Annotated in this window: 14 protein-coding genes; 13 read left to right on the forward strand and 1 reads right to left on the reverse strand. The window is 52.6% G+C overall.

The features are described 5' to 3' along the window. Positions 1–44: 44 nt before the first annotated feature. A complete protein-coding gene (locus ACMAZB_RS09140) occupies positions 45–830 on the reverse strand; it encodes a cyclase family protein (RefSeq protein ID WP_435216652.1) in 786 nt (261 codons plus the stop codon). A gap of 144 nt (positions 831–974) precedes the next feature. Between ACMAZB_RS09140 and ACMAZB_RS09145 the strand changes: the two genes are divergently transcribed. The 13 genes from ACMAZB_RS09145 to ACMAZB_RS09205 all read left to right on the forward strand — a co-directional run bounded on the left by ACMAZB_RS09145 (position 975) and on the right by ACMAZB_RS09205 (position 16,930). After that, the gene (locus ACMAZB_RS09145) at positions 975–1,367 is read left to right on the forward strand and encodes a RidA family protein (RefSeq protein WP_435216654.1); all 393 of its coding nucleotides are present in this window, start codon (positions 975–977) and stop codon (positions 1,365–1,367) included. A gap of 365 nt (positions 1,368–1,732) precedes the next feature. Further along, entirely contained in the window at positions 1,733–2,842 is a 1,110-nt protein-coding gene (locus tag ACMAZB_RS09150; RefSeq protein ID WP_435216656.1) for an LLM class flavin-dependent oxidoreductase, read from the forward strand. 81 nt (positions 2,843–2,923) lie between these two features. Beyond that, positions 2,924–5,404 (forward strand): TonB-dependent receptor, encoded by a 2,481-nt coding sequence (locus ACMAZB_RS09155; protein ID WP_435211191.1) that lies wholly within the window; start codon positions 2,924–2,926, stop codon positions 5,402–5,404. Continuing rightward, complete coding sequence (locus ACMAZB_RS09160; RefSeq protein ID WP_435216658.1) at positions 5,404–5,934, forward strand: Tat pathway signal protein; 531 nt, start codon at positions 5,404–5,406, stop codon at positions 5,932–5,934. The genes ACMAZB_RS09155 and ACMAZB_RS09160 overlap by 1 nt, the downstream gene beginning before the upstream one ends. After that, positions 5,931–7,502 (forward strand): GMC oxidoreductase, encoded by a 1,572-nt coding sequence (locus tag ACMAZB_RS09165; protein WP_435216660.1) that lies wholly within the window; start codon positions 5,931–5,933, stop codon positions 7,500–7,502. The genes ACMAZB_RS09160 and ACMAZB_RS09165 overlap by 4 nt, the downstream gene beginning before the upstream one ends. 128 nt (positions 7,503–7,630) lie before the next feature. Continuing rightward, positions 7,631–9,733 carry a 3-hydroxyacyl-CoA dehydrogenase NAD-binding domain-containing protein gene (locus tag ACMAZB_RS09170; protein ID WP_435216661.1) on the forward strand — a complete coding sequence of 701 codons (2,103 nt, stop codon included), beginning with the start codon at positions 7,631–7,633 and terminating at the stop codon, positions 9,731–9,733. Beyond that, a complete protein-coding gene (locus ACMAZB_RS09175) occupies positions 9,726–11,360 on the forward strand; it encodes an AMP-binding protein (RefSeq protein WP_435216662.1) in 1,635 nt (544 codons plus the stop codon). The genes ACMAZB_RS09170 and ACMAZB_RS09175 overlap by 8 nt, the downstream gene beginning before the upstream one ends. Beyond that, on the forward strand, positions 11,357–12,541 hold the full coding sequence (locus ACMAZB_RS09180) for a thiolase family protein (protein WP_435211198.1): 1,185 nt from the start codon (positions 11,357–11,359) through the stop codon (positions 12,539–12,541). Before ACMAZB_RS09175 ends, ACMAZB_RS09180 begins: the two co-directional genes overlap by 4 nt. Continuing rightward, positions 12,538–13,083: a Zn-ribbon domain-containing OB-fold protein gene (locus tag ACMAZB_RS09185; RefSeq protein ID WP_435216663.1), complete on the forward strand. Its 546-nt coding sequence runs from the start codon at positions 12,538–12,540 to the stop codon at positions 13,081–13,083. The genes ACMAZB_RS09180 and ACMAZB_RS09185 overlap by 4 nt, the downstream gene beginning before the upstream one ends. A gap of 34 nt (positions 13,084–13,117) precedes the next feature. After that, positions 13,118–13,846, forward strand: coding sequence for an SDR family NAD(P)-dependent oxidoreductase (locus ACMAZB_RS09190; protein WP_435216664.1), 729 nt, complete (start codon positions 13,118–13,120; stop codon positions 13,844–13,846). An 11-nt stretch (positions 13,847–13,857) separates the two neighbouring features. Beyond that, positions 13,858–15,192: an aromatic ring-hydroxylating dioxygenase subunit alpha gene (locus ACMAZB_RS09195; protein WP_435216666.1), complete on the forward strand. Its 1,335-nt coding sequence runs from the start codon at positions 13,858–13,860 to the stop codon at positions 15,190–15,192. After that, the gene (locus ACMAZB_RS09200) at positions 15,185–15,658 is read left to right on the forward strand and encodes an aromatic-ring-hydroxylating dioxygenase subunit beta (protein ID WP_435211205.1); all 474 of its coding nucleotides are present in this window, start codon (positions 15,185–15,187) and stop codon (positions 15,656–15,658) included. The genes ACMAZB_RS09195 and ACMAZB_RS09200 overlap by 8 nt, the downstream gene beginning before the upstream one ends. Before the next feature lie 87 nt (positions 15,659–15,745). Beyond that, on the forward strand, positions 15,746–16,930 hold the full coding sequence (locus ACMAZB_RS09205; protein ID WP_435216668.1) for an acyl-CoA dehydrogenase: 1,185 nt from the start codon (positions 15,746–15,748) through the stop codon (positions 16,928–16,930). Positions 16,931–16,936: the final 6 nt, after the last annotated feature.

A 16,936-nucleotide genomic window follows, 5' to 3' on the forward strand; every position in this document is an offset into this window, starting at 1 on the left:
ACTTTCGTTTCCTGCTCATCAAGCGCTAAAGACGGCGTCCGCGCTCAGGCAGGCACTAACGCAATGACTCGGCAGGGGCTGCCAGAGCCGTTTTGAATTTTAAGCGGTGCCGCCACCAATATAGCCCCGGTAGCAGGCAACTCGTCGAGATTGCACAAGCTGGCCAAACCACATTTATTGGCGCCGTGCATAAGATTGTGACAAGGAAACATGGGGTCTTGTGCAGCGGCCTGTCCAGCGTCAGTCCCTACAGTTTCAGTACCTACGCCAAGAATATCTCGCTCCTCGGCAAGAAACGTAATAGTAGCAGGATCCCACCCGGGACTGTGATTACCGTCATCGCGCTTATTGAGAAAGTCCTCTGGGTCAGTGCGCTTGGACCAGTCAGTTCTGTAGAGCACCCAGGCCCCTTTGGGGATCTGACCATGCTCTGCCTCCCAGTTCTTGAGAAACTCTACGGTGAGCAGAAAGTCTTCATCGGCCTGACTCTCAGCGGTGGCATCAATAACGACAGCAGGGCCTACAAAAGTACTTGGCGGCAGGGTATCAGTCGCATGGTTTTCATGATCCTTGCCCGTAACCCAGTGAATCGGCGCGTCAAAATGCGTGCCGGTATGCTCCCCGCACTTTATGTTATTCCAGTACCAAGCCGGTCCACGTTCGTCGTAGCGTGATATTTCTTCCTTACTAAATGGCCAAGCGTTCTTCCATCCAAACTCTTCAGGCAACTGTAAAATAGGCGTCTCGGACGTGAGCGTCACACTAAGATCAACAACTTTGATGGTGCCCGACACCAAGCCTGCTGCAACGTCCATAAGTGCATTATTCATTTTGCTCCCCCTCGCGTCGCTGCGCGAACACTGAATTTAATAACGGTAGTGCTGCCATAGTTTGGGCTGGCCTCCTGGCCACTCCCAGTGATACTTTAGGTATAAAGTATTACTCTTCACAACTCATTGCAAATGGATTAGCTCATGCATACCACCCTACTTCCCGATGGCTGGCCGCGACCCAAAGGCTATGCCAATGGCATTATGGCCCAAGGCAACCATCACATTTTTTGCGGCGGCCAAATTGGCTGGAATTCAGATGAGGTTTTTGAAAGCCAGGAATTTTCTGGGCAGCTGCGTCAAGCGCTTCAAAATGTTCTCGCCGTGTTACGGGCAGCCGAGGCAGGCCCAGAACATATGACCCGAATGACTTGGTATATCACCGACAAAAAAGCCTACTTAGGCAATCTGCGAGAGGTGGGGGCAATTTATCGAGAAATCATGGGCAAGCATTACCCTGCGATGAGTGTTGTCGAAGTCACTGCCCTAATTGAGGATCAAGCCCTGGTTGAGGTGGAAGTCACTGCAGTTCGATAGAGTGCAGCCCGCCTCGGTTCAGTGGTAGCGGGTTAGCATTGCGCCCCCAGTCAGCGTTTTTGTCACCGCTGCGAGCCATATCGCCGGCGCGTGACCTGCGAACGCCACTACAGCATAAAAACTTCTTGCTGACGCAAGATGCCATGAACGTCAATGTCTCCTCATTGAGTGTGGATTTAGCAACATTAATTACAACCACAGCTGCTACAGCAGCAACCTCAATGCCAGCGCGAACCGGCAAACTTTTGGCAGAAACTGCAGCGCATTGATGTTTTAAGCTTAAAGTGTTTCACTCAGAACAGAGTGGTCGATATTACAGCGCCGCCGACTACTCATGAATCAGCCGCGCACTGGAGTTTAAGACCATGAAGTCACTGATGCGAGAGTCAAAAAATAAACTCAAACTCGGTACCTTTTCAGCCAATTGCTCCGGCGGTATGGCAGTGACCAAGGTCGATGAGCGCTGGAATAATAACTGGGAAAATAACATCGACCTGGTCAAGCAGTGCGACGCGGCTGGGATTGAGTTCATGCTGCCCATAGCACGCTGGATTGGCTACGGCGGTGAGAAGGATTTTCATGGCAATGTACTCGAAACTGTGACCTGGGCTGCCGGGTTAGCAGCACACTCGAAAAACATTCAGGTGTTCGCGACGGTCCACACAGCTTTCAATCACCCCATAGTCACGGCAAAACAACTGGCGACACTTGACCAAATGTCAGGAGGACGCCTAGGGCTTAATGTCGTCGCTGGCTGGAACAAACCCGAGTACGACGCCTTCGGCAAGGATCTACCCGGCGATCACGCTGATCGTTATAACATGGCACAAGAGTGGTTTGATTACGTGCAAAAACTTTGGACTGAAGACAAACCCTTCGATTGGGACGGCACCTTCTACCAGGGCAAAGGCGTGTATAGCCTACCTCATCCCATTCAGGACAGAATGCCCGTCATCAACGCAGCGGCCTCTGATGAAGGCCGTAATTTTGCCATGCGCAACGCTGACTTCCTGTTTACGCCCGTTTTCGATTTTGAGCAGGCCGCTGAGACGGTCAAGGACATCACCGCAAGAGCCGCGAGTGTCCAGCGCGAGGTCGACCTACTAACTTTTTGCTCAGTTGTGTGCCGCCCTACCCAAAAAGAAGCTGACGATTATCTCAACTGGTACGCGAACGAGAACGCTGACTGGGAAGCCGTCGACAATCTAATGACGCTTCAGGGGCTACATGCCCAGTCATTCCCTCCCGAAGCGCTGGCAATGTTCAGAGATCGCTTCGCGGCGGGTCATGGCGGTTTCCCTCTTGTGGGAACCCCAGACAAAATCGCCGACTTGTTGGAGCAGTTAAGCAACACTGGGGTAGCCGGCACTACGCTATCCTTCGTCGATTACGCCAAAGAGTTTCCCTATTTTCGACAGGAAGTTTTACCTCGATTGGAAAGCAAAGGGTTGCGGCTACCCAAACAAGACTCCTAAAGTGTATTTATGGGACGTCGCAAAATTTTAATAACAAACTAAACAAATATAAAACCAATAAATCACCCTCTGGAGCTCATAATGAAACAACAAATTTCGATATCTAAATTAGCCGTTGCCATCAGCGCGGTGACAATCGCGGTACCTGCCATTAGTCAGAGCGTCTTAGAGGAGATCGTAGTCGTTGCTCAAAAACGCGAGCAAAACCTTCAGGATGTCCCAATCGCCATATCCGCTTTTACCGGCGCACAAATGGATGCCCTCGGCGTCTCTGAGAGCTTTGACATCGCCACCTTCGCGCCCGGCGTTCACATTTCAGGCAACCTCGCCGGCCAGAACACCCAGTTCTCGATTCGCGGCGTAACCCAAAACGATTTCAACGACATTATCGAGGCACCCAACGCCGTTTATCTCGATGAAGGCTATATCGCTGTCGCTCAAGCGCAGACTTTTGCTGTTTTTGATATTGACCGCGTTGAAATTCTAAAGGGGCCTCAAGGAACGTTGTTCGGGCGTAACGCCACGGGCGGCTTAGTCCACTTCATTTCCAACTCGCCCAGCTTTGATGAAACCTCTGGCTACCTAGACGTCGAGGTGGGTCAGTTTGATACCGCAAACAACGCCAACCGATACGTCGTTGAAGGTGCTGTTGGCGGTCCCCTTAGTGACACCGTTGCCGCTCGCGCTGCCTTTCGATACAGCAAGCAAGACCCTTATTTAAAGAACCTCTACAGCAACGCCGACCAACTGCCATTTTTAGGCGATCCTGGACCCGGTTCCGGTGCCGACCTTGGTGACGATGACACCATGGCCGCGCGTTTACGGTTTGCTTTTCAGCCCAGTGACAGCCTTCGCATGGACCTAAGTTTCAATTACTCCGACAGCGAAGTCTCCACCGGTCCCTATCAGAGCAAATCAACCCTTGGTATTGCTCAGGACCACGACAATAATCCAGACACACCACCCGAGCTTATCAATGTCATCAACACCCCTAGCAATGAAACTCGCCTAACTGCACTGTTCGACGCTAGCGGCAACGATACGGGCCTAGATGCCGGTGCCGATATCGAAGATGGCGACTCGTTCTTACCGGGCGGCGGTGGCGGCCTACCAGGACGACTCGCTCCCGGCGCTGATTTTTTTGGCTATCTTGATCCCGATGGTGATGATTTCACGTTTTCCGGAGATTTTGCCTTTGCTGACCAAGGCAGCACAGAGAATTCGGGCGTCAATTTCAAATTGTCCTGGGACTTATCAGACAGCATTACGTTTACGTCGATTACCGACTATAAAAACTACGAAAAGCTCTTATTCATTGACGTCGACTCAGCACCTGTAAACCAACTGGCTAACTACGCCGCGGTTGATGCCGACAGCTTCACACAAGAACTTCGCCTCAATGGAGAAAATGATCGAAGTCGCTGGGTAGCGGGTTTTTACTACTTAAATATTGATTCCCAGTCGGAGAACGGTCTTAAGGGACCGCAAGCATCGTTTGCCGATGTATTTGGCGGGGTTCCCATTGATGTCGGCACCACGGCGCAATTAGAAACAGACTCATACAGTATTTTTGGCCAGTATGAGTACGACCTCTCTGATCGCCTAACAGTCATCGCCGGCTTGCGTGCGATGCGCGAAGAGAAAGACTTTGGCTTGGTCCTTGGTGTTGCGCCTTCCGAGTCGTCTTTTGTCGTCAACAGCTCACCTTGCTTTTCAGGGCAGCTAGACCAGTGCTTCCCGGGTACGGGGGTCAGCTATACCGACGACCGCTCTGAAAGCCTTTGGGCTGGAAAGCTACAGCTGACTTATCAGGTCAATGACGATCTCATGCTCTACGGTGGCGTCAACCGAGGTGTGAAAGCTGGCAGCTACAACGCGCCATTGCTGGGTGCCTACTTTGGCTCTGGGGGCGACGCTGGCCTCCCCTACGATTCCGAAGAACTTACATCCTATGAAGGTGGCTTTAAGGCCACGTTAGGTGGCGGGAAGACTCGCATCAACGGTACGGCGTTTTATTATGACTACGCTGATTACCAAGCCTTCCTTTTTGTGGGCGTAGGTGGTGTCGTTATCAATAAAGATGCTGATAACTACGGCGTTGAACTGGAAATTCAAACCAACCCGGTTGAAGGCCTAGACCTAATACTCAGCGGCTCTTACTTTGACGCAACGGTCAAAGACGTTTCTCTGCGCAACGGTTCACCATTGCCCGCCAGCGACGTAGATCCAACCTATGCTCCTGAGTTCCAAGTGACCGGCTTAGCACGTTATAGCTTCGACGCCATGGGAGGTCAGATGGCCATCCAAGGGGACGTTAGCTATTCGGATGAGTATTACTACAACCTGCGTAATTTCGATGCTGACATCTTCGATAGCTACACCGTCTTTAATGCTCAGATCAGTTACGCAAACAACGGTTGGTTAGCAACACTGGCGGCTAGAAATCTGACCGATGAGCGCCCCGGAATTCAGGGCTTTGATTTGGCAACACTGTGTGGCTGTAACGAGGTAGCCTATAAAGCTCCACGTTATTACGCTCTTAGCCTGCGCAAGGAGTTTTAATGGCGGCCGGCCCCAACCGGCGTGATGTAATTACCGGGGGCGCTGCCGCCCTCGGTTTATTTTTAATTGGTGGGCGGCAGGTTTGGGCGACACCGAGCGAGGCTGTCGCTCAAGATTTCACACCTCAAATCTTAACTAGCGCCCAAGTCCAAGCCTTAACCTCCCTTGCCGATCACCTTGTTCCTGACAGTGCAAAAAGCGGCATAGGCGCCTACATCGATGCACAGCTTGCCGCGGGTCCCGAGTCACTCCTCATGGCTAAATATGTCGGGGTACCTGTTGAACAACAAACGGCTTTTTACTCATCCGCGCTTGATGCGGTGATGAATGCTTTGGATAAAGAGCCGGTGAAGTCTGTAGCCGCTGCGATGGCAACAGATACCGTTTCCGATTGGCAGGGTCCGCCCGCAAGCTATGTGTTTTTTTTACTGCGCGCTGATGCTCTCGATGTGACTTACGGATCAGAAGCTGGATTTTCTGACCTTGGTATCCCATACAGTGCTCACATTCGACCGGAGACTACTTGGTGAAACAAAGCTCACCCGATACCGTGATTGTCGGCGCAGGTGCTGCAGGGTTGCTATTGGCGGCGAGACTGGCTGAGGCCGGCGAGTCAGTAGTGGTATTGGAAGCCGGACCTCAACGCGACGTCCGAGACATGGTGAGTTCGCAAATTTGGGCCCGCAAACTTAAATGGTCAGGAGCTGCGGTCGAAGAAACGGGTACGCAACCTGTGGGACATGCGTTTAATGCAGGTTCTGGCACTGGCGGCTCGGCTGCGCATCATTACGGCGTTTGGCTGCGTTTGCACCCTGAAGATTTTAAGGTACGCAACAATCATAAGCGCAGTCTTAACTGGCCGCTGACATATGAAGACCTGCAACCCTACTACGATCGCATTCAGGATTCTGTGGGCCTCAGCGGTGACCACACGGCGGAAGTTTGGCGCCCACCGGGCACTCCCTACCCGATGCCACCCCTACCCGTCTTCGCTCAAGGACGCGTTCTTGAACGGGGTTTTCAGGCAACCGGCCGACGCACCGCTCCCCTACCACTAGCCATCAACAGTATTCCCAGAAATGGCAGAGCCCCCTGCCAATTCGATGGCTGGTGCGACGCAGGATGTCCAATTGGCGCTCTTGCTAACCCCCTCGTCACATCGTTACCAAAAGCTCTCGACGCAGGAGTGGACATACGCTACGGCGCTCAGGTACTGAGAGTGCTTCGGGGTTCGGGAAATGCGAAAAATATCCGTGCCGTTGAATACGCCCAGCACGGCGAACGACACCAGCTCAATGCCAAACGTTTCATTATTGCGGCATTCACCGTGCAAACCAGTCGTATACTTTTGAATTCTGGTGATAGCTCAACAGCTGCTCCAGGCAATCGTTACGACCAACTGGGCCGATACCTAACGACACACCCCGCCGGCACAATCTTTGGGTTATTCGATGATGAGACGACACCCCATCTGGGCGTCTCTGGCGGGCAACTACTTTGCCATGATGATTACGGCAACAAGGATCAAAGCGGAGGCTTTGGGTCGTCGCAATGGCTTATTGCCAATGCCATCAAACCCCATGATTTGTTGGGCTATGGCACGTCAAGGCCTGATGTCACCGGTGCTGCACTGCGCCCCTGGCTACAACGCGCAGCAAAACACCTCGCCAATATGACTCTGGTCGTCGAGGACATTTCCAGTCCGGATAATCGCGTAACGCTGAGTGATGCGCGCGATGATACCGGGATGCCAATAGCCAACACCCATCATGATATTGCTCCCGAGGTGGCCAGCCGTTGGCAACAAAGAATTGACGAGGGCGAGGAAATCTTTCGTGCGGCAGGTGCCACTGAAGTTTGGCATGGACCTCGAGTTGCGATGCACATTATGGGCGGCACCGTTATGGGCAGTGATGAGGCTAAATCGGTCACCGACAACTTTGGTCGCGTCCACGATACTGACAATTTATATGTCTCGGGCCCCAGTTTATTCCCCAGCAGTGGCGCCGTTAACCCGACATTTACTCTGAGCGCCTTAGCTGAACGCCAAGCTGACCACCTACTGGGCTTACCTGTAACAACCTCTCCCGCCCCCTGATACGACAATAATATTTTAAGCTTAAAGTATTTGGGGGTTTTTGATAGACTCCTAGAGACGAGGTGGCGTCTGCTTATACACTCAGCAATTGCGCAACTCCACAAACAAACACACTGACGAGAGGTTTGATGATGGGAACAGTAGTAACTTATGAGCGGCACGGATCGGTTGGTGTTATTAGGATCAACAATCCGCCCGTTAATGCGCTGTCCCACGCAGTCAGACATGGAATCATGGAGGCACTGGCAACGGCCTCTACCGACGATTCTTTGGCCGTTGTACTTTCCTGTGATGGCAGGACCTTTATTGCTGGCGCAGATATCACTGAGTTCGGCAAACCACCGCAGGCACCGTCTTTACCAGATCTGTTACTTACACTCGACAATCACCCCAAGCTTACGATCGCCGCCATCCATGGCACCGCTTTGGGAGGGGGCTTTGAGGTTGCACTAACCTGCAACTACCGGATCGCTTTAGCCACGGGAAAAGTGGGGTTGCCTGAAGTTAAGTTAGGTCTGCTGCCCGGCGCAGGCGGCACCCAGCGAACTCCCCGGCTTGCCGGCCTCCCTGCCGCTGTCGACCTTATTACATCAGGTAATCCCATAAGCGCCCAGCGTGCTATGACACTGCAATTAGTGGATAAAGTCGTTGAGGATAGTCTCGAAGACTCAGCCATCGCTTACGGCGTCGAGCTCGTGGAGCAAAGTGCTCCTCAGAGACAGGCAAGCGCTTTAGCGCTCTCCCTGAGTGCAGAGGACAAAGACCTTATCGAAAGCATGAAGGCTAAGCTTCTGAAAAAAACCCGAGGCGAACACGCCCCACAGCGCATTCTCGACTGCCTAATCGCCGCAGCAGAGAGCCCCTTTGAGTCGGGCCTAAAACGGGAACGCGAGGAGTTTATGAAATGCCTCGCAGACCCACAATCTGCAGCCTTGAGGCACATGTTCTTTGCAGAACGTGCTGCTGCGAAGATCGAAAATATGCCGAAAGACACCAAACCCGTAGCCATTACCAGCGTGGGTATCATTGGCGCAGGAACTATGGGAGGTGGCATTGCCATGTGTTTCGCGCAGGCAGGCATCGCAGTCACTCTCGTCGATATGACTGACGAGGCCGTTAAACTGGGCCTAGAAAAAATCGCCAAGAACTACGCCATCAGCGAAAAAAAGGGGCGACTCACACGCGCTCAAATAGACTTAACCATGGCAAACATTACAACTTCATCAAACTTTGACAACCTCGCTAATGTCGACATGGTGATTGAAGCTGTCTTTGAGAACCTCGAGGTCAAGAAGGAGGTCTTCGCTAAGTTGGACGGAATTTGCAAACCCGGCGCTGTTCTCGCAAGCAACACTTCATACCAAAGTATCGATGAAATTGCGGCCGCTACTACGCGCCCCGAGTCAGTTTTGGGTATGCATTTTTTCAGCCCAGCCAATGTCATGAAGTTACTCGAAGTCGTAAAGGGTGCTGCTAGCAGCGATGCTGTCATTGCAACCGCGATGGCCGTTGGTAAAAAAATTGGCAAAGTGTCCGTGCTGTCTGGGATGTGCTACGGGTTTATCGGTAATCGCATGCTGAAGCACTACGGTAGAGAAGCTGCCCTTTGCCTCATCGAGGGCAGTACGCCCGCTCAAATTGACAGTGCCATGGAGTCTTGGGGAATGGCTATGGGCCCACTCGCAGTAAGTGATCTTGCCGGACTCGATATCGGCTACAAAGCCAGAGAACAGCTTACTGCAGAACAAAAGGGAGACCCCGCTAGTTACATGGTTGCAGATCGCTTGGTAGAAGCTGGCCGCCTTGGACAAAAGTCGGGTGCAGGTTATTACCAATACGATCCCGAAACCCGTGAACGGCAGGAAGATTCAGCAGTGATGTCCATTGTCACAGCAGCACGCCAGGAACTGGGGATCACACCTCGAGAACTTAAAGATGCCGAAATTGTTAATCGACTAACGCTCGCCCTGGCCAATGAAGGCGCGAAGCTATTGCAGGAGGGCATTGCCCAGCGCGCCAGTGATATTGATGTTGTTTATTGCTACGGCTACGGCTTTCCGCGATTCAAAGGTGGCCCCATGCACACCATTGAATCGATGGGTCTCGATATAGCCGTGGCGCAGATTAATGAATTCCATGGTCAGCTCAACCCCGAGCATTGGCAGGTCGCTCCACTACTGGCAGAACTGGTAGACAATGGGGGACAACTCGCTGATTATCACCGTGAGTAACGCCTTGCCAGAAAGCCCAAGGGAGGTGCTTGCCCTAAGCGCCATGCGCTTCCCCGACCATGATGCCCTGCATATTCCACTGAGCGCTTGCCAGCATTACTCGTCGCAAGAAATCACCCTGTCCTACAGAGAACTCGAAAGTGCTATCGCTCAAGCTACCGAGATTTGGCGGCAGACAGGGGTCACCGGGCGTGTGGCACTGATGTTGGAAAATCGTCCCGAATTTTTTATTCAATGGCTTGCGCTAAACGCCCTTGGAATTTCGGTCATTCCTATCAATCACGAGATGCCTGATGCGGAGATACCCTATTATTTAGAGCACGGTGAAGCGGTAGCTGTACTGACACTCGATTCACACTGTGCCCGCCTGATCGGCGTTATCGACGCACTGAAACTATCAATCCCTGTCATTAGCCCAGACCAAGTTAGCACGCTGGATTTCGGTAGTGTGCCAGCGACTCCTGTCGCTACAGGTGGGTTAAATTGCGAATGCGCCCTCCTCTACACTTCAGGAAGCACCGGCAAACCCAAGGGCTGCTTGCTCAACAATGATTATTTCCTACAGCAGGGAAATTGGTATCAGAATCTCGGTGGCCACATTGCTTTACGCGAGGGTGACGAGCGGCTGCTCACGCCCCTGCCCCTGAGCCACATGAACGCCATGTCTGTTTCAACGATGGCCATGTTTATGACAGGCGGATGCCTAATTCAACTCGACCGATTCCACCCCGGGACATGGTGGCAAAGCCTTCGTGAGTCGAGGGCTACCGCCATCCACTATTTAGGCGTGTTACCAGCAATCTTGCTCGCCTTACCAGAGGAGCCCTTGGACGATTTTTCTACGCAAATTCGTTTTGGTTTCGGTGCAGGGGTCAATCCAGCACACCATGAACGCTTTGAAAAGCGCTTTGGGTTTCCCTTGATAGAGGCCTGGGCTATGACAGAGTGCGGGGCTGGCGGCGCTATCATTGCTAGCAATGAGCCCCGCCATGTTGGCCACTGCTGCTTCGGTCAGCCAATAGACGCCGTTGAATGGCAGCTTGTCGACGAACAGAAGAAACCTGTTAACAAAGGAGCGCCGGGCGAGTTGCGCGTCAGAGCCCGAGGTTCTGACCCCAAAAAAGGCTATTTCTCAGGCTACTTAAAAAATCCTGAGGCCACTGCAGAGGCTTGGGAAGACGGCTGGCTTAATACAGGTGATGTCGTGGTAGAGCTAGAAGACGGCAATCTCGCCTTCGTGGATCGCAGGAAAAACATCATCCGACGCTCGGGGGAAAACATCTCCGCGTTGGAAATTGAGGCTGCCCTAGGCGACCACCCGGCGATTAAATCCGCTGTGGCGACTGCCGTGCCAGACGAGATGCGCGGAGATGAAGTTGCGCTGTGCGTTATCCTCAAGCCCACATTTGAGGGCAGCCTCGATACGGCACGCGCCATACAGGACATCGCATTGGAAAAGCTGGTGTACTTTAAAGCCCCGGGTTGGATACTGTTTGCTGAGGCCCTACCGGTGACGGCGGCCAATAAACCTAAGCGTGCCGACATAAAGCAATACGCCAAAACTTGCGTCACCAAAGGGGATGCCTTTGACCTTCGTGCTTATAAAACGCGGACGAAGTTAGCATGAAAGACTATAGCGGTGTTGTCTTAACAACTCCCATCAGCCTTGGGTATGCGCGCCAGAGCCCCCACGGAGCTGCTTGGTTCGTGGGCTCAGTTTTACGGGAAATGATCAGCACTGCCGGGCTTACAAAAAAAGACATCGATGGCTTTTCAGTCTCCAGCTTTTCTTTGGGCGTCGATTCTGCAGTCGCCCTCACCCAGCACTTCGGACTCTGTGTCCGTTGGCTGGAGCAGGCCAATGTGGGGGGAGTATCGGGCATATTGGCTCTACGACGCGCTGCCCGCGCCGTGCAGTGTGGCGAGGCTGAGATTGTGGCCTGCATCGGGGGCGATGGCGCAGCACATCGATCTTTTGAAACTACTGCCGCTCACTTTTCCAACTGGAGCACCGACGCCGCATTCCCTTACGGTGCCGCTGGCCCCAATGGCCCCTTCAGCCTTATCACCGCCCATTACATGGAACGCTATCAAGCCCAGCGCGAAGATTTTGCTCGAATCTGTCTTGATCAACGCTATAACGCTAATCACTTTTCAGGAGCGCTTCTGGGGCACAAAAAGCTTTCGTTATCGGACTACCTGAACGCTCGACCGATTGCTGGGCCACTGCATCTTTTTGATTGTGTCATGCCCTGTGCGGGTGGCGAAGGATTCCTGGTGATGTCAGAAGATCGCGCTAATCAACTTAACCTACCCGCCGTGCGCATTCTCGCCGCCGATGAATGCCACAATGCCCATGCCGACGACCCCATACAAGACCGAGGTGGCTGGACTGAATACATTCAAGATTTGTACAACCGAGCTGCAACTGGCCCCCAAGACGTGGATTTCCTGCAAACCTACGATGACTATCCGGTAATCAGCATGTTGCAAATGGAAGATCTGGGGTTTTGCAGCAAAGGCAATGCACCCGCCTTCGTAGGGCAAACCGATATGCGCTTTGACCAATCGGGTCCCGGGGTCAACAAGCTGCCCCATAATACCTCGGGCGGCCAGCTATCATGCGGTCAGGCAGGTGCTGCTGCGGGATTTCTAGGTGTCACTGAATCATTACGACAACTCACAGGGAAGGCGCAAAAAAATCAGGTAAGCAATGCCCGCGTAGGTCTGGTGAGTGGCTATGGCATGGTTAATTATGATCGGGGCATTTGCACCGCAGCCGCCATGTTGCAAGGAGTAGCCCGGTGAACATCAAAGATAAGATGCGCAAACGGCTCAAACTTGGTCGACCTTCGCTGAGAGCACGAGCACGGCCGCCAAAGCACCGCTCGATTTGCGGCAGTCAATTTTCCGCTGTGAATCTCCCCGGCATTTTGCAACTCCAAAATTGCACTGACTGCGGCCACGTTCAGTACCCCCCTACAGAGTTATGCGGAGCTTGTTTAGGCAGCACGCTCATTTATCGTGACACACCCTGCACGGGCACCCTACTCGCCCAATCACAACTACACCACAGTCTCTGGGAATACTTTAAGCGACGTATTAAAGAGGCTCCTTGGACAATAGCCTCAGTGCAGCTCGATGTTGGCCCAGTCGCCATCGTGCACCTAGCTGAGGGGGATCTCAAAACTGGAAATCGAGTGCAGGTGTTTTCGCATTCAGACGCGTCACGCTCGGTCGTGCTTATAGCTGTACCTGCCTCAGCAGATATCACTACGCCTGCATTGCGACAAGCCATCATCGCCACCATTCAGCTCGATCAACCTGCAAAACGCCAACAAGGTATCTGAGGGAACTCTCAGGCACCAGGGAGACTATACGACCATGGCCCATGATAGTTTTATCGTAACGGGAGGAAGCACCGGGATTGGCGCTGCCATCTGCTCGCGCTTACTGGAGCGTAATCATCGCGTCATCAATCTGTCTCGACGCCCCCTTGAACACCCCAGCAGCCAACTCGAAAACATCACTCTCGATCTAAGCGATAGGGCTGCCGTGAAAGAGGTGGCACAGGCGATTGCCCAGCGTTACAACGTAACCGGTCTCATTCACAATGCGGGTCTAATACGTCCGAACTTAATCGAGGACGTCAATTTGGAAGACTATGACTATCTCAGTGAGGTGCATATCGGTGCTGCGATCACTTTGGCACAAGCAGTCATACCCAGCATGAAATCACAGGCCTTTGGGCGCATCGTTTTGATCACATCCAGAGCGGCTCTCGGTCTCGCAACACGCACCAGTTACAGCGCGACCAAGTCAGGCATGATGGGTATGGCAAGAACATGGGCTTTGGAATTAGGCCAATACGGTATTACGGTGAACACCGTTGCACCGGGCCCCATTCAGGATACGGAAATGTTCGAAGCTGTCGTGCCTCCGGACAGTAATAAGCTTGGAGACATGGCTGCCAGCGTTCCAGTGAAACGATTAGGTCGATCGGTTGATGTCGCACATGCTGTCGATTTTCTCGCCGACGAGGCATCCAGCTTTATCACAGGACAAACACTTATGGTGTGCGGCGGGGCAAGTCTTGGCTCGTTGGCGCTGTAACGGAGGTCGATATGCAGAAAATTCCCGATCGTAACTTTGATGCGCTGGTCAAACCCACCAAGCTGCATCGCAGCCTCTACACGGACCCCGATATCTTTGAACTTGAAATGAGTCGCATCTGGGGCCAGGCGTGGATTTACATCGGTCATGAGTCACAGGTTCCCAATGCTGGTGACTACTTCACCACCAATATCAATCATGCAGTACCCGTGGTCATGATTCGGGATAAGGACGATTCGGTCCGTGTCCTCCACAATCGTTGTGGCCACAAAGGGGCCAAAGTGGTTGATAAACAGTCAGGCACCGTCAGAGGAGCTCTGCGCTGTGCCTACCACGGTTGGAGTTATCGATTTGATGGGTCACTTCTTAAGATACCCAATGAGCACGGTTATCAGGACACAGGGTTCGATGCCTCTGAACCCTGCTACAGCATGCAACCACTGGCACAGGTATCGAGTTATCGGGGCTTTGTATTCGCCACACTCTCTGACGAGATCCCAGATCTGGTCACTTGGATGGGAGGCGCTATCACATGCTTTGACAATCTCTGTGATCGTGCCCCAGAAGGCGAGGTAGAAGTTGCCGGTGGCGTATTACGCTACGAGCATGACTGTAACTGGAAGTTCATCCTCGAAAACCTCAATGACACGATGCACCCTATGGTAGTTCACGAATCTGTAGTGAAAGCCGCAGAGTCGTACATTGCCACCCTTCCCCCAGAGGCTGCCAAGCAACGACGAGAAGCTGAAATCATTCCGCCCTTTGGGGCAAGCTATGAAAATTTTGAGAACACCGGCATTACGGGTTTCGACTATGGACACCACTACGATGGCGGTAAAACCAGTATTCATGCTGACTACTCGGTCGACCCGGACTACCACGAAGCTATGGTCGCTGCTTACGGTGAAACTAGGACGCGTGAAATTTACGCCTTTAATACCCACAACGTACTGTACTACCCATCACTTACCATAAAGTGCGCGGTGCAAAATATCCGCGTTATCCGCCCCATTAGCGTAGATCGTTTCGTCGTCGAAAGCTGGTCATTTCGGCTTAAAGGCGCTCCCGATACTATGCTGCAGCGAACGGTGCTCTATAGCCGCCTCATTAATTCAGCGATGGGCATGGTGGGCCCCGACGATCTGGAAGTCTATCGTCGAACGCAGAAGGGGCTCCACTCCCCGGTCAACGATTGGGTCGAATTTCATCGCCAGTATGGCAAAGATCGAATACTGCCCGATCGAATCGAGGGCGGCGGAACTTCTGATTTAGATATGCGCACCCAGTATCGAGCTTGGAAAGCGTACATGGAACAAAGCTATCAGCGAGGAGTCGATCATGCCTGAGCTCGCTGCAATCGAGAGTTTCCTCTATCGAGAGGCCAGCTACTTGGACCGTCCTGACCTTGATAGCTGGATCGAGCTTTACACTGAGGATGCCTATTATTGGATTCCTGCCACTGAGAATCAGGTCGATCCGATTAATCACGTGTCCCACATCTATGATGATCGCGTCATGATGGAGATTCGACGGCGTAATTTTGTTCATCCTCGTGCTGCTTCCAAAGATAGCCAGACGCGATGCTCACACCTCATCGGCAACGTCCAGATCAAAGGGCCGTCCTCTGAAGGCGGACTGATCGTCGAATCTACCCAGCATGTCGTGGTGTGGTACCAGAATGAGCAACGGGTTTATGCTTTTACCGCACAGCATGAGCTCAGGCCCAAAAATGGTAGCTTTAAGATAAAGAGCAAGCGCGTCAATTTGATCAATCCTGATGCCGCCCAAAGATCGCTGATTATTTATTTGTAAAAAAGCCCAGTCAGAACAACAAGAGCTTGGTAAGCCGGTATAGATATTTTAAACTTAAAATATATTGCACTAGTTTCGGAGTTAACAATGACAGCTAAAACGAATTGGACCCAACTCAACTGGGAAGATCCATTTGAGTTGGACAGCCAGTTAAATGACGAGCAACGCATGGTTCGTGACAGCGCTAGACAATATGCCCAAGACAAGTTGTTACCTCGGGTAAAAGACGCCTTCAGGAATGAAAGCACGGACCCCAACATTTTCAGAGAGATGGGCGAGATGGGGCTCCTGGGCTCCACTATCGATGGCTACGGCTGTCCCGGTGTCGATTATGTTTGCTACGGCCTCGTTGCGCGTGAGGTAGAGCGCGTCGATTCTGGTTACCGTTCAATGCTTAGCGTTCAATCATCCCTCGTGATGTACCCTATTTATGCTTACGGCGATGACGCTCAGCGGGAAAAATATTTACCCAAACTGGCCACCGGTGAGTGGATTGGCTGCTTTGGTCTCACCGAACCTGATCACGGCTCCGATCCAGGCGGGATGACGACCCGCGCACGCAGTGTCGATGGGGGGTATCGTGTTTCTGGCGCAAAAATGTGGATATCCAACTCCCCTATTGCTGATGTTTTTGTGGTCTGGGCAAAAACCGATGACGACGTCATCCGGGGCTTTATTCTTGAAAAGGGCATGGACGGGTTAAGTGCGCCCAAGATAGAAGGGAAGCTTGCGCTGCGCGCCTCTGTTACCGGCGAAATTGTGATGGACGACGTGTTTGTTCCTGAAGAAAACCTGTTGCCCAATGTTCGGGGACTCAAAGGGCCCTTCGGGTGCCTCAACAACGCCCGCTACGGGATTGCCTGGGGGACTTTGGGCGCTGCGGAAACATGCTGGCATACTGCAAGACAATACACTCTTGATCGACAGCAGTTTGGCCGTCCACTCGCAGCGAATCAATTAATACAGCTGAAACTGGCCGACATGCAGACCGACATCTCACTGGCGATGCAGGGCTGTTTGCGCGCCGGTCAAATGCTGAGTGATGGCACGATATCCCCAGATCTCATCAGCCTGATCAAGCGCAACTCCTGCGGCAAGGCACTTGAGATCGCGCGCAAAGCTAGAGATATGCTGGGTGGCAATGGCATATCAGACGAGTACCCAATAATGCGCCACATGATGAATCTAGAGGTTGTGAATACCTACGAAGGCACTCATGATATCCACGCTCTGATTCTGGGGCGCAGTCAAACTGATATTCCCGCGTTTTAATCCGTA

The organism is Luminiphilus sp. nBUS_07 (genome assembly GCF_051201685.1).
Classification (GTDB): domain Bacteria; phylum Pseudomonadota; class Gammaproteobacteria; order Pseudomonadales; family Halieaceae; genus Luminiphilus.

Coding starts and splice junctions, on each gene's coding strand:
- ACMAZB_RS09140 (WP_435216652.1), bottom strand. CDS start 830: ATGAATAATGCACTTATGGACGTTGCAGCAGGCTTGGTGTCGGGCACC.
- ACMAZB_RS09145 (WP_435216654.1), top strand. CDS start 975: ATGCATACCACCCTACTTCCCGATGGCTGGCCGCGACCCAAAGGCTAT.
- ACMAZB_RS09150 (WP_435216656.1), top strand. CDS start 1,733: ATGAAGTCACTGATGCGAGAGTCAAAAAATAAACTCAAACTCGGTACC.
- ACMAZB_RS09155 (WP_435211191.1), top strand. CDS start 2,924: ATGAAACAACAAATTTCGATATCTAAATTAGCCGTTGCCATCAGCGCG.
- ACMAZB_RS09160 (WP_435216658.1), top strand. CDS start 5,404: ATGGCGGCCGGCCCCAACCGGCGTGATGTAATTACCGGGGGCGCTGCC.
- ACMAZB_RS09170 (WP_435216661.1), top strand. CDS start 7,631: ATGATGGGAACAGTAGTAACTTATGAGCGGCACGGATCGGTTGGTGTT.
- ACMAZB_RS09180 (WP_435211198.1), top strand. CDS start 11,357: ATGAAAGACTATAGCGGTGTTGTCTTAACAACTCCCATCAGCCTTGGG.
- ACMAZB_RS09190 (WP_435216664.1), top strand. CDS start 13,118: ATGGCCCATGATAGTTTTATCGTAACGGGAGGAAGCACCGGGATTGGC.
- ACMAZB_RS09195 (WP_435216666.1), top strand. CDS start 13,858: ATGCAGAAAATTCCCGATCGTAACTTTGATGCGCTGGTCAAACCCACC.
- ACMAZB_RS09200 (WP_435211205.1), top strand. CDS start 15,185: ATGCCTGAGCTCGCTGCAATCGAGAGTTTCCTCTATCGAGAGGCCAGC.
- ACMAZB_RS09205 (WP_435216668.1), top strand. CDS start 15,746: ATGACAGCTAAAACGAATTGGACCCAACTCAACTGGGAAGATCCATTT.